14 protein-coding genes are annotated in these 12,855 nt (G+C 68.3%); 8 read left to right on the forward strand and 6 right to left on the reverse strand.

The window, feature by feature from the left end; genetic code table 11:
* Positions 1–106 precede the first annotated feature (106 nt).
* Entirely contained in the window at positions 107–466 is a 360-nt protein-coding gene (locus tag RJ05_RS20490; protein WP_036539482.1) for a hypothetical protein, read from the forward strand.
* Between the two features lie 3 nt (positions 467–469).
* Here the strand turns inward: RJ05_RS20490 and RJ05_RS20495 are convergent, their stop codons facing one another.
* From RJ05_RS20495 to RJ05_RS20510, 4 genes are all read right to left on the reverse strand, one after another.
* On the reverse strand, positions 470–1,186 hold the full coding sequence (locus RJ05_RS20495; RefSeq protein ID WP_036539484.1) for a DUF1906 domain-containing protein: 717 nt from the start codon (positions 1,184–1,186) through the stop codon (positions 470–472).
* 176 nt (positions 1,187–1,362) lie between these two features.
* Positions 1,363–2,505, reverse strand: a complete 1,143-nt coding sequence (locus RJ05_RS20500; RefSeq protein WP_036539517.1) for a hypothetical protein — start codon at positions 2,503–2,505, stop codon at positions 1,363–1,365.
* Positions 2,506–2,759: 254 nt separating this feature from the next.
* Positions 2,760–3,365, reverse strand: coding sequence for a CHAP domain-containing protein (locus tag RJ05_RS20505; protein ID WP_036539487.1), 606 nt, complete (start codon positions 3,363–3,365; stop codon positions 2,760–2,762).
* 107 nt (positions 3,366–3,472) lie between these two features.
* Positions 3,473–4,918, reverse strand: coding sequence for an MFS transporter (locus RJ05_RS20510; RefSeq protein ID WP_036539488.1), 1,446 nt, complete (start codon positions 4,916–4,918; stop codon positions 3,473–3,475).
* 69 nt (positions 4,919–4,987) lie between these two features.
* On the opposite strand from RJ05_RS20510, the gene RJ05_RS20515 reads away from it, so the two are divergent.
* From RJ05_RS20515 to RJ05_RS20535, 5 genes are all read left to right on the forward strand, one after another.
* On the forward strand, positions 4,988–5,476 hold the full coding sequence (locus RJ05_RS20515) for a MarR family winged helix-turn-helix transcriptional regulator (protein WP_051016768.1): 489 nt from the start codon (positions 4,988–4,990) through the stop codon (positions 5,474–5,476).
* A 99-nt stretch (positions 5,477–5,575) separates the two neighbouring features.
* On the forward strand, positions 5,576–6,226 hold the full coding sequence (locus tag RJ05_RS20520) for an ABC transporter permease (protein WP_036539490.1): 651 nt from the start codon (positions 5,576–5,578) through the stop codon (positions 6,224–6,226).
* Positions 6,219–7,376 carry an ABC transporter ATP-binding protein gene (locus RJ05_RS20525; RefSeq protein ID WP_036539491.1) on the forward strand — a complete coding sequence of 386 codons (1,158 nt, stop codon included), beginning with the start codon at positions 6,219–6,221 and terminating at the stop codon, positions 7,374–7,376. Before RJ05_RS20520 ends, RJ05_RS20525 begins: the two co-directional genes overlap by 8 nt.
* Positions 7,373–8,155, forward strand: coding sequence for an ABC transporter permease (locus RJ05_RS20530; RefSeq protein ID WP_036539493.1), 783 nt, complete (start codon positions 7,373–7,375; stop codon positions 8,153–8,155). Before RJ05_RS20525 ends, RJ05_RS20530 begins: the two co-directional genes overlap by 4 nt.
* Complete coding sequence (locus tag RJ05_RS20535) at positions 8,152–9,237, forward strand: glycine betaine ABC transporter substrate-binding protein (RefSeq protein WP_249040527.1); 1,086 nt, start codon at positions 8,152–8,154, stop codon at positions 9,235–9,237. Before RJ05_RS20530 ends, RJ05_RS20535 begins: the two co-directional genes overlap by 4 nt.
* 4 nt (positions 9,238–9,241) lie before the next feature.
* Here RJ05_RS20535 and RJ05_RS20540 read toward each other — a convergent pair whose 3' ends face one another.
* The gene (locus RJ05_RS20540) at positions 9,242–9,685 is read right to left on the reverse strand and encodes a MarR family winged helix-turn-helix transcriptional regulator (protein ID WP_036539495.1); all 444 of its coding nucleotides are present in this window, start codon (positions 9,683–9,685) and stop codon (positions 9,242–9,244) included.
* Between the two features lie 312 nt (positions 9,686–9,997).
* Between RJ05_RS20540 and RJ05_RS32435 the strand changes: the two genes are divergently transcribed.
* Together RJ05_RS32435 and RJ05_RS20555 are read left to right on the forward strand one after the other, a co-directional pair.
* Positions 9,998–10,252 carry a hypothetical protein gene (locus tag RJ05_RS32435; protein ID WP_234012428.1) on the forward strand — a complete coding sequence of 85 codons (255 nt, stop codon included), beginning with the start codon at positions 9,998–10,000 and terminating at the stop codon, positions 10,250–10,252.
* Between the two features lie 323 nt (positions 10,253–10,575).
* On the forward strand, positions 10,576–12,297 hold the full coding sequence (locus tag RJ05_RS20555) for an FUSC family protein (protein WP_085996248.1): 1,722 nt from the start codon (positions 10,576–10,578) through the stop codon (positions 12,295–12,297).
* A gap of 244 nt (positions 12,298–12,541) precedes the next feature.
* Here the strand turns inward: RJ05_RS20555 and RJ05_RS20560 are convergent.
* On the reverse strand, positions 12,542–12,855 hold a 314-nt coding region (locus tag RJ05_RS20560), incomplete at its 5' end, for an FBP domain-containing protein (protein WP_036539498.1).

A 12,855-nucleotide genomic window follows, 5' to 3' on the forward strand; every position in this document is an offset into this window, starting at 1 on the left:
GGCTTCGTCGTCGCCGGCGCGCCATCGCGACCATTGTGTGGTGAATGGTGTGCGAATCGCGGGCAGAGTCTCCCGCACCGCAGTGCCGCTGTGGTAGACCGAACCCATGGCGACTGTCGAACGTTCGATGAAGTCCCGCGATTCGGTCCGCAGCCGGCGTTCCCGCCGGTCGATTCTGTCCATCCGGTCCGAAGGTTCGATCCTGTCCATCGGCTCGGCGTATTCGATCCTGTCCATCGGCAGCGTCGGATCGATCCTGTCGATCGGCTCGGTGGGATCGTTCGCCTCGGTGATCTCCTCGGGGTCTTTCGCCAGCCTCGGTTCGGCGCTGTCGGGCCTGTCGAGGTGGTCGCTGTTGTCCTGGATGGGCAACCACCAGGCCCCGGAGTCGAGGCCGATGCTGCGGGTGGTTCCCGACGACGAGCCCGATCTGCGGGTCGACCCGGCCTGCCACTGCCAGACCTGAGGTCTACCAGGCCCCGTATTCCGGGGTGAGGATGTTGTTGAGGTCGACACCGACGCCGTCGATGGTGCGGTCGTCGATCTCGAACTGATGCAGATGCGCCGCCGGATTCACATAGCCCTCCGGCGTGCCCCAATCATGCTGCCAATACCAGGATCCGAGACCCGCGGCGACGGCGAGGTCGATGGTGGGCGAGTTCGCGTAGACGCCGGTGTTCTCCCGGCCGAGCACGGCGTGCCAGCCCAGCAGGTAGGGCGCGATCATGGTGGCGAAATCGGCCGCGGAGGGATTGTCGTCGATCGAGGCGTAGATGGGCACGCCTTCGGGTCCGCCGGCCGCCAGATGCAGTTCCAGGCCGCGTTCGGCGTGCCGCTTGCCGGCTTCCAGGCCACCGCGCCAGTCGGCGGTAGGGCCCTTGCCGAACTGGTAGCAGGACACGATCTTCAACCCCGCCGCGTTGAGGTCTTCGACCTCTGCGGCGAGCAGCGGTTTGCCCGCCATCCATTCGGCGCCGGGCCTGCGGTCGGAGACATAGCGGATGACGCCGGTATGTCCGGCGTCGCGGATCGCGGCCGCCGACGGCACCCCGGCGGCGTAATCGACGAGCGTGCCGAGCGATTCGGCGCGCGCACGCGGCATATTCACGGTGGCGCCGATCGAACCGATCACGGCAGCGGCAGCCGCGTAGCCGAACAGATCACGCCGGGACAGAGACGAACGCATCACTGGACTCCTTCGCCACCCCCGACGACACCGACCACTGAGTAGCGGCCCGGCGCACCTTCCCCAAGTGTCACTCGTGCGCCGGGAGCCTCGAACGTGAACTCATTCCACCACATTTCACATGCGAACCGCTAGACCCACTAGACCCTCTGATCACTCGAGCCACAGTGGGTCGTTCACACCGTTCCGTCGATGCGGGCGCCCACGTCGATGGTGCGCCCGGCCGGGTCGGCCAGTTCCTTGCGCACTACCTGCGCGACCTGCGCTATCACCTGTTTGCGGATGCCTGCCAGCACGGCGAGGGTGGCGGCCCGCAGGCCGACCGCGGAGAACTCGAGCCGGATGTCCTCGCGGTCCGGCGGCGCCACATCGATGACGATCAGCAGCGGATCGGCGGCCCGTGCGGTGAGCACCAGCGGGATGCGGACGTCGGCGCGGTAGTGGTTGGTCTTGAGGACGTCGACGGTGATGTCCAGCCAGACCGGCAACATCAGATCGAAGCCGACATCCGAGTGGCCGGGGTCGGGCCGTGGGCGTTCGGTGAGTTCGGGCAGCCGGACCGCCCCGCGCACCGTCACCGTCGCCGAGTCACGCGGGCCGGTGCGGAACGGGCCCACCTCGATCGCACGCCCGGCAAGGCCCTTGACCACCTCGAACACCCGGTCCCGGGTGACGATGAGCGGGAAGAACCGGTGACCGAATTCGTCGTAGCCGATCCAGTCGAACTCGCTGTCGCCGCGATGCGGAGACGGGGTGCCCGCGACCATCGCCTCTACGTCGAAGATCCGTGAACGGCGCGCCTGCGGATCGGCGAGCATGGCGTTGACGCGCTGCGCGACCTCGCGCTGCACCACCCCGGCCACCGGATCCAGCAGCCATTCACCGGCGGTGTCCACGGCCTGCGCGCGCAGGACGACGCTGACGTCGGCGGGTTTGATCGGCGGGATATCGATGACGATGAGCAGCGGTGCCGCGGTGCGCGCGTGCAGCGTCATATCGATGGCGACGACCGTCTCCAACCGCAATTTCTTGCCGCCGAGCAGTACTTTCACTGCCAGCGAGACCGGAACCCGCATCTCGAAGGTGACGTGCGGGCCGCTGCGTACCACCACCGGGCGGCCCACTTTCCCTTCGGCCACCAATCCGGCCAATCCCGCGGGCCCGATCGAGAAGGGACCGAACGTCATCCCCTTGCCCGCGATTCCGGCGACCGCCGCCTCGATCCGGTCGGTTGTCACCGCGTGGGTGACGAAACGTTCGCCGAACTCGGCGTATCCGATCCATCGCGGATCGTTGTGCGCTTGCTCCAACGGCTGCATCAGGCGTTCCGAGACTCTCACCTCCAACGGACTGTTCGACACGGTACGCGATCCGGGTGTCGATCAGACGGTATGGCGGTGACGGCCATGTCATGTCATGAAAGAAGTGATCCCCGTCCTGCCGATGAGGGGACAGCAGGACAGGGATCGGTGGTGGCGCTGCCGGGCGCCTCCGAGGTACATGCTAGGCGCCGATACCCGGTCCGACGAGCCCTTTGTTCGCTCGTCGGAACATTCACCGCGTCGGGTGCGGCTCAGATCCGGCCGAACCCGACAACGCCCGGCACCTCGGCGAGGGTGAACCGATGGATCCGCACGGTGCCGAATTCGTTGCCGCCGATCGTGGTGACGACACCGTTCTCGGCGCTGAGCACGATGTTGGTGTGCTGGGTGAACGGACTGCTGTCGCTGTAGAGCAGCACATCCGCGGTGCGCGGCTGGTAGCCGGCGTCGACCGGTGTGAACCGGCCTGCGGATTCGTAGTACTCCTGCAGGGTGTACACGCCAGGGATCCGCCATGAGCCCGAGTTCGGATTCGACAGCGGCAGGCCCGCTTCGCGCATGACCCAGCTGACGAAGTCGGCGCACCACGGCTCGGTGACGCCCTCGGCGTATTTCGGCCCGTCACCGGGATCGGCGAATTCACGCTCGAGTACGGCCACGACCGCGGCCTGTTCGGAGCCCAGCGCAGCGGTATCGATCGCGGGGAACTGCCGTAGCGATTCGCCCACCACCGCCGGGTACCCGTCGCGCTCCTGCCACCAGCGCACACCGAACACGCCTGCGACGACCACCGCGACGATCAGCACTCCGGCGATCAACCAGCCGCCGGGTCCCGCCCCGCGCCTGTCCGCTCGCATCGTCGTCGATGCGCCTCCCCGTTCCGACATTGCGGCTCCGTTCGTCCGTGGGCTACCCGCGTTGCCCTACTTCATTGGACGTTCGGCGCGGCCGAGCGGTTCCCGTCTCAGGCCGGTACGGCCGCGGCCGGCTCCTTCTTACCCATCGGAATCAGGCTGGTGAGCACGATCGCCACGACTGCCGCGGCCACCGAGATGAGGAACGCGGTGTGGAAGCCGTCGCGGGAGGGCAGCGCGTGCCCGGCCAGCGAGATGGTCATGTGCGCGAGCACCACGCTCATCACCGCCGCCGAGGTGGAGGTGCCGATGGAGCGCATCAGCGAGTTGAGGCCGTTGGCCGCCGCGGTTTCGCTCAGCGGCACCGCGCCCATGATCAGCGCGGGCATCGCGGCGTAGGCCAGGCCGACGCCGCCGGCCACGATGACGCCCGCCAGCGCGATCTGCCAGACGCTGTTCATCAGCACCAGCGCGCACAGGTAGCCGATGGCGATCACGCCGGAACCGATCGCGAGCGTGAACTTGGGGCCGCGCGCCGCCGACAACCGCGCCGATACCGGCGAGAGCAGCATCATCACCAGTCCGCCCGGCGCCATCACCAAACCGGCCTGCACCATCGACAATCCGAAGCCGTAGCCCGTCGCCTCGGGGGCCATGAGCAGCTGCGGGAAGGTCAGCGACATGCCGTAGAGCGCGAATCCGACAGCCACCGAAGCGATGTTGGTGAACAGCACCCGCGGCCGCGCCGACACGCGAAGATCCACCAGCGGCGAACGCTGCCGCAGTTCGAAGTAGCCCCAGCCGAGGAAGGTCAGCACCGAGACCGCGAACAGGGTCAGGATCGACGCGCTCCCCCATCCCCAGTCCGCACCCTTGCTGATCGCGATCAGCAGCGCGAGCAGCGCGATCGACAGTCCGACCGCACCACCGAAGTCGAAGCGGCCGGGGGTGCGCACCGGCGATTCCGGTACGAACGTGACCACGGCCAGCAGGCAGAGCAGGCCGAGACCACCCGAGATCCAGAACAGCATGTGCCAGTCGGCGTTCTGCGCGATGAAGGCCGCGAACGGCATGCCGATCGCACCGCCGACGCCGAGGGTCGCGCTGATCGTCGCCATCGCCGCACCCACCCGCTCGGGCGGCAGCTCATCGCGAATGATGCTGATACCCAGCGGAATCGCGCCGACGGCCATACCCTGCAGTGAGCGGCCGATGATCGCGGGCAGCAGCGCCGTGGACAGCGCGCAGATGACCGAACCCACGATCATCGCGCCCAGGTTCACCAGCAACACCCGCCGCTTGCCGAACATATCGCCGAGCCGACCGCTGATCGGGGTGGATACCGCCCCGGCGAGCAGTGTCGCGGTCACCACCCAGGCCGCGTTGGAGGCGGAGGTGTTCAGGTAGCCGGGCAGCGACGGAATGATCGGGATGACCAGCGTCTGCATCAGCGAGACGACGACACCCACCGTCGAGAGCGTCGCGATGAGGACAGCAGGCGCGGGGGTGCGCCGGTTGTCGGTCGTGTTCGAGGACACGTCGGCTACAGCGGTCATGAATGTGTACGATACATACCATGTGTATGGTGCACAATTTGGATTTCGAGTGACACGCGCGACATAGTGATGGCCATGTCCGATTCGGGTGATTTCGGTTCGGCGGCCGAGAAGCCGCTGTCGCGGCTGTCGTTTGAGCTGACATTGCTGTCCCGCCATACCCCCGCGGCCAGCCGGCATCCCCGATTCCAGCTGGACCGTTCGGCGTTCCTGATCCTCACCCGGCTCGACGTCGGCTCGCCGTTGAGCCTGCGGGAACTGGCCGAAGCGCTGCGGCTCGACATCTCGACGGTCAACCGTCAGGTCGGGGCCATGCTCGATCAGGGATTGGTGGAGCGGGTCCCCGATCCGGAGGGCGGGCTGGCCCGCAAGGTGCGGCCCAGCGACAAAGGCATGGAGCTGCTCGACGCCGACCGCACCGTCGGCCGCGACGGCATCGGCCGGGTGGTCGCCGATTGGCCTGCCGAGGACGTCGACCAGCTGCATCGGCTCATCACGAAGTTCAACCAGTCGGTCGAACAGCTCGAAGGCAACCCCTGGCCCCGGCCGGGTGACTGAGCACCCGAATCACCCACCCAGACCGCCGAATACCGCCCGCAACCCCGTCCGCTCGATACACTGACCCGCGACGCCGAGGGAAGCGGGGAGGCGGAAACTCTGGAAACGCTGTGGACTTTCGTCGTGAACCGGCGCCACCAACTGCTCACCGACTCCTATCTGCATGTGTCGGCGGTGGTCCAATCGGTGGTACTCGGCGCGCTGGTCGCCGTGGCCATCGGCGTGCTGGTCTACCGCAGTCCACTCGGCTCCTCGGTGGCCACCGCCGCGGCGAGCACCATCCTCACCATTCCGTCATTCGCCCTGCTCGGCTTGCTGATTCCGCTGCTCGGGCTCGGTGTCGCGCCGACCATCACCGCGATGGTGCTGTACGCGTTGCTGCCGATCCTGCGCAATACCATCGTCGGGCTCGCGGCGGTCGACCCCGCGATCACCGACGCGGCCCGCGGAGTCGGCATGAACCGCCTACGGGTGCTGGCACGTATCGAACTCCCGCTGGCCTGGCCCGCGATCCTGACCGGTATCCGGATCAGCACCCAGATGCTGATGGGCATCCTCGCCATCGCCGCCTATGCGAAGGGGCCGGGCCTCGGCAATCTGATCCTCACCGGCCTGACCAGGCTCGGCACCCCGAATGCCGTGCCGCAGGCCCTGACCGGCACCGTGCTCATCGTCGCCCTCGCGCTCACGCTGGACGGGCTACTGCTGCTCCTGGGCCGAATCACCACGTCGAAAGGGATCCGTGACTGACTCCGAACCCGTGTCCGGCGTCGAGATCGTCCTCGACTCGGTCACCAAGCACTATGGCGGCCAGCAGCAACCGGCGGTCGACAACGTCAGCCTGACGATTCCGGCCGGCGAGATCGTGGTGCTGGTCGGGCCGTCGGGCTGCGGCAAGACCACCACGATGCGGATGATCAACCGGTTGATCGAGCCGACCTCGGGCACCATCACGATCGGCGGCAAGGACGCGCTGTCGATCGACCCCGACGAGTTGCGCCGCGGCATCGGCTATTCCATCCAGCAGGCCGGGCTCTTCCCGCACATGACCGTCGCCAAAAACGTCGCGACGGTGCCGGGGCTGATCGGCTGGGACCGCAAGCGCATCGCGGCGCGCACCGACGAGATGCTCGAGCTGGTCGGCCTCGATCCCGACATCTATCGGCACCGGTATCCGCGCCAGCTCTCCGGCGGTCAGCAGCAGCGCGTCGGGGTGGCGCGGGCGCTGGCGGCGGACCCGCCGGTGCTGCTGATGGACGAGCCGTTCGGCGCCGTCGACCCGATCACCCGCGGGCTGCTCCAGGACGAACTGATGCGGTTGCAGGCGGAGCTGCGCAAGACCATCGTGTTCGTCACCCACGATTTCAACGAGGCCGTCAAGCTCGGCGACCGAATCGCGGTGCTGGGCAATCACTCCCGCGTCCTCCAGTACGACACTCCCGCCGCGATCCTGGCCGATCCGGCCGATGAGACCGTAGCCGGGTTCGTCGGCGCGGACGCCTCGCTCAAGCAGCTCACCCTCACCCGGGTGCGCGATGTGGAGCTGGGGTCCTGCCCAACCGCCCGGGAGGACGAACCGGTCGATCGACTGCGGCAGCAGCTGGACGGCCTCGACTGGCCGTGGGCCCTGATCCTCGACGACAGGCAGCGTCCACTGCGCTGGGTCTCGGCAGCTCATCTCGCACACGCCGATTCGCTGACCGAGGCGGGAAAGCCGGTGGGCGAACTGGTTTCGCTGCAATCGACGTTGCAGGACGCGTTGGAGGCGCTGCTGGCCGAGAGCACCGCGACCGCGGTGGTCACCGGGCAGAAAGGTGAGTACGCGGGCCTGATCACCATCGACACACTGGTCGGGCACCTGTCGGCCCTGCGAGCCGAACATGCGGGCAGTCGGCCATGACGGCAACGACAGCGCCGGCCGTCCGCACCGCAGGCCCCGCCGCCGAACGCCGCGCCGAACGGCTGCGACTGCTGGTCCAGCCCGCGCTGGTGCTGATCCTGGCAGCAGGCGTGCTGATCTGGGCGTTCAATCGGGATCTGACGGTGACGCAGCAGGCCAGCCTCAATGCGTCGAATATCGCGAAGGTCACCTGGCAGCATGTGCTGATCACCGTGACCGTGGTGCTGATCGTGGTCGCGCTGGCGGTGCCGCTCGGGACGCTGCTGTCGCGGCCGCGGTATCGCAGGCTCGCGCCGCTGTTCGTCGGCATCGCCAATATCGGCGCCGCCGCGCCCGCCATCGGCCTGATCGTGCTGTTCTATCTGGTCACCGAGACCACCGGCTTCTGGATCGGGGTCGCACCGATCGCCTTCTATTCGTTGCTTCCGGTGCTGCGCAATACGATTCTCGGCTACCAGCAAGTGGACCGGACGCTCATCGACGCCGGTCGCGGACAGGGCATGTCGACGTCGACGGTATTGCGGCGCATCGAGTTTCCGCTGGCCGTGCCCTATATTCTGGCCGGTCTGCGCACCTCGCTGGTGCTCGCCGTCGGTACCGCCACACTGTCGTTCCTGGTGAGCGCGGGCGGGCTGGGCATCCTCATCGACACCGGGTACAAGTTGCGCGACAACGTGACTCTCGTCGTGGGCGCGGTGCTCGCGGTCGCCCTGGCGCTGCTGGTCGACTGGCTGGGCGCCTTGGCCGAAGAGTTCTTGGGGCCGAGGGGGTTGACATGAACTCCGCGTGCACGGCCAACGAACGGGCGGATCGCCGACGGCCGAGGGAGGCTGCGCTGATCCGCAGCTCACAAAGTCGCGAGCCGCGCTCCCGGTCCCGTTCCCGCCGGGCACCGGGCAAGCTGATCCTGCTGGTTCTCGCAGGTCTGCTGCTGTTCACCGGGTGCGGCCTGGAAGCGGGCAGCGCCGTCCCGCTGCGGGTGGGGCCCGGCAGTATCCAACCGGTCCCGGAACTGGCGGGCGTGCCGATCACGGTGGGCTCCAAGGATTTCACCGAGCAGAACATCCTCGGCTACATCATCGAGTTCGCCATGGTGGCGGCCGGCGCCGAGGTGCGCGATCTGACCAATATCCAGGGCTCCAACAGTTTGCGCGACGCCCAGCTGCACGGCCAGATCGATATCGCCTACGACTACACCGGCACCGGCTGGATGAACTACCTCGGCAACGAGGCCCCGATTCCGGACGAACGCGGCCAGTTCGAGGCCGTCCGCGACGCCGACCTGGCCGCCCACGACATGGTCTGGGCCGCCGTCGCACCGATGAACAACACCTACGCCCTGGTCACCAATGCCGCCACCGCGGCCGAAACGGGCGTGCGCACCCTGTCCGACTACGCCCGCCTGATCGCCACCGATCCGGCCCGGGCCGCCACCTGCGTCGGCACCGAATTCAATGTCCGCCGCGACGGATTCCCGGGCATGGCACGTAAATACGGTATCGACGAGGGTGCGGTGCAGAAACGCCTCGTGCAGGACGCCCTGGTCTACACCTCGGTCGCCGACGGTCGCCAATGCAGCTTCGGCTCCGTCGCCGCCACCGACGGCCGCATCCCCTCCCTCGGCCTCATCCTGCTCGACGACGACCAGCGCTTCTTCCCGAAATACAACGCCGCCCTGGTCATGCGCCGCGATTTCGCCGAAGCCCACCCCCAGGTCATCACCGTCATGGAACCCATATCGGCGCTGCTCACCAACGAAACCATCACCGAACTCAACCGTCAGGTGGATGTGGACGGACGCGAGCCGTCCGAAGTCGCGCGCGACTGGCTGGTGGCCGAAGGATTCGTGACCGAGGGGTGAGGGTTCATTCCGGTTGAGCGCCGGTGGGGCCGCGGTGCGGCATCCCCGCGACGAAACGGGTGAGTAGGTCGGCGAATCGGGCTCGGTCGGCGTCGGTCCAGTTGTGCATCGCGGAGTCGAAGGCGTCGATGCGGCGCTGGTGGGCAGACCGGAGGACGGCCCGGCCCGCGGGGGTTACCGCCAACAGGGAACGGCGCCCGTCGGATTGGTCGGCGATGCGCTCGATGTAGCCGGCGTCGACGGCGGCGGCCACGAGCCTGCTCGCCCGAGGGCGGTCCACGGCGAGGGCTTCGGCGACGGTCGAGACCGTGGGATCTGTCGCGGCGCCGACCACGTCGAGGACATCGAAGGCCTGACCGGCGGGTTCGCCCCCGGGCGCAAGGGTGCGACGGGTCTGGCGGCGACGGATCTCCACCATGGCCCGTTCGACTCGCTCGACGTCGTTCATACGGAAAGGGTAGCGCTGGACATCTAGTTGTAGTATTACAACTACTATTCCATTCGCTGAAAGGGAGCCCTCCGAATGCGCTACGTGCTCTGCGCACTTGCGGTACTCGCAGTCACGGCCTGCTCATCGCCGTCACCGGAAACCGGCTCGGCCGGCACCCACGCGCCCGCCTCCGGCCCGGGTACCACCTCGGGGTCAGATCCGGATCCGGATGCCGGCTCAGGCACGGATTCCGGCTCGACCGCCGGTTCCGGACCGAGTTCGGCCTCCGGCCCGGCCCCTGGCGCCACCTCTGGCTCCGGACCGGACCGCATGATCGGATACCGACTCAAGCGGCTGGATCAGCTGATCGAGATCACCTTCGACCGGCTGCTGGGCAATGCCGGAGTGAACCGCCGGGAATGGCAGACGCTCAACACGATCAGCCGTGGACCGGCCGATGAGGTCCACCTCACCGACGCTCTGCGCCCGTTTTGGGAAGGCAACGGCGAGAGCGTCTCCGACGTGATCGCCGGCTGGCCGCGCGCGGCTGGACCCACCGCGACGCCGACGGCCGGTACGCACTGACTCCGGCCGGCCGGTCGGCGCACACGGCCGCCATGGTCGAGGTCTCCGGCCTGCGCGAGCGGATGACCGCCGGCATCAGCGCGGAGGAGTTCTCCCGGATGATGGACGTCCTGCAGCGCATGACGGTCAACCTGGAGGCGCCGTGACCGCTACCCGACACCAGGACCTCCGCCGAGCGCCCGAGCGGCTGGTTCCCGAAGCCGCACCGCGGCTACCCCGGTGATCGCGGCCGGCTGCCCGGCGCCGGCGATACGCTCCCCGAGGACGACGAACACCGCAGGCCGCCCGGCCCTCGGCCTGCCCGACCGGCAAGGAGCTGTCACATGCCCGACCCGGACGGACCGCAGCGTTCACCTGCCGAATCGGGCAGCCCGAAACCTCTGTCACCCGCGGCGGACGGACCGAACCTTCCGGCGCCCGCACCGGCACGAGCCGTGCTGTTCGGGGTCCCGCCGGCCGGGCGACGGCTGCCCGGTGCGGTCCGCACAGCTCTGGCCTTCGGTGCGCCCGCGCTGATCGCCGCGCTGCTGGGGCATGAGCAGCAGGGGTTGATCGCGGCGCTCGGTTCGTTCGCGGTGATCTTCGGTGAGGGGCGGGTGTACCGGCAGCGGTGGCGGGCGATCGGCTGGGCGGGGCTCGGATTGATCGCGGCGGCGTGCGCCGGCGGATTCACCGGGGCGGCGATCCATCGGCATACCGCCGCGGGCGGTGGGCACGCGTGGCTGCTCGTGCTGGTCGTGGTGCTGGCCGCGGTGGCGGTGATCAGCACGTTCGTGAATTCCGCGCTGCGGTTGGGTCCGCCGGGCGGGTTCTTCTTCGTGCTCGCCGTCGGGATCGGCGCGGCGGTGACCGGCGCCGGGGTGTCGCCGGGCGCGGTCGCACTGTGGACCTCGGCGGGTGCGGTGAGCGCGATGGTGGTTGGCATGTCGGGGGCGCTGCGGTATCCGCGCGCACCGGAAGACAACGCCGTCGCGGCCGCGGTGGATGCGGTGCGCGCCTACGACGGACTCGAGCGCACCTCGGACGATCTCGCTGCCGCCCGCTACACCGCCGGCATGAAGATCCAAACCGCCTGGACCATGCTCGACGGCGCCCGCCGCACCGATCCGAGCCATCCGCCCGCGCGCACCTTGGCCGAGGCCCAGGCGCGTTTCGCCGAGGCATTGCATCGCAATGGCGTCGACGATGCCGACGCCCTCTTCGATACCGGGCGACCGGCGCCGACCCCCTTTCCCTCGCTGCGCTTCCGCTTGGCCCGCTCGCTGTCGCCGGACAGTCACGCCGCCGTCGCCGCGAACCGCATCGGGCTCGCCGCGATTCTCGCCGGTTCGCTGACGGTCGCGTTGTCCATCGGCCGCCCCGACTGGGCGGTGCTGACCGTCGCCGTCCTGCTGCATCAGGGCCCGGACCGGGTGCCTGGCACCTACCGCGGGATCCACCGCGTGGGCGGAACGGTGCTCGGGCTCGCCGTGTTCACCGTCATCTACGCGTTCGAACCACGTGGCTTCGCGTTGGTACTGGTCCTGATGGCGCTTCAGTTCTCGATCGAATTGTTCGTCGCCCGCAACTACGGTCTCGCGGTCGTCTTCATCACCCCGCTGGCCCTGCTGATGGGCGGTGGCGGAGTCTACGGCGATCCGCTTCCGGTGGCATTCGACCGGTTCCTGGAGAGCGTGATCGGTGTGCTGATCGGGCTCGGCGTGCTGTGGCTGGTGGACCGGCACTCGCACCGCCGGGTGCTGTTGCGCAACGATCGCCGCGTCATCGAATCGCTGGACCGGCTACTGGACGCCCTGCGCACAGAACCCGGCCGGGTGCCCGAGACCCGCAAGGAACTCGAGTTCGAACTGATGGGCTCGACTCTCGCCGAAATCGACGCCGCGCACAACGAACCGGCGTGGGCGCGCACGCAGTGGCCACGCCACGAGCGCATCCGGCAGCTCGGCCATCGCGTCCTCGCCGCCACCTGGAACCTGGGGCCGGACCGCTTCGCCGATCCCGCTCGACTCGCGCGCTGGACCGACAGCGTCGCCGGATTACGTTGAGGCGCAGCCTGCACGGCTTCTCTCCCAACGACAAGGTCCGCGTCACCGGCCCCTCTCGATCGAAGAGACAACCCGCGCATCCCGAATCCTGTTCTCACAGGACTCGGGATGCGGGGTGCCGGTTCTCTGATGTCGGCCCATGGCATCTACCTCCTTCGTCTCGTGGTGGACAGCTCGCACAGTGCGTTGCGAAATGCGGGGCTTGCCGCCTGTGCGAGGTACTCAGAACCTTTGCGTGGTCAGCTCAGCTGTAGAGCCGGCCGATGAACGCGGTCATGTTGTCTTGCACGCGTTGGATCTTCTCCTCCGGGGAGAGATCTTCGCGATACCGGCTGCCCAGCGCCGGCCGCTTCTTGCCGCGCGCGTAGAGCGAACATGCCAGGTCGGTGCACATGTAGGTGCCCACCGAATTGCCACGCCTGCCGGATTCGCCCGCCTTGTGCGCGGTCAACAGCGACACACCACCACCGGTGTGCGTGGTGAGGCAGATCGTGCACATCTGCGCGCGACCCGAACCGCCGGTTTCGTAGCGGAACGCGACGCCGACGAGACGATCGT

It is taken from the genome of Nocardia cyriacigeorgica NBRC 100375 (assembly GCF_000308555.1).
Taxonomy (GTDB): Bacteria; Actinomycetota; Actinomycetes; order Mycobacteriales; family Mycobacteriaceae; genus Nocardia; species Nocardia cyriacigeorgica.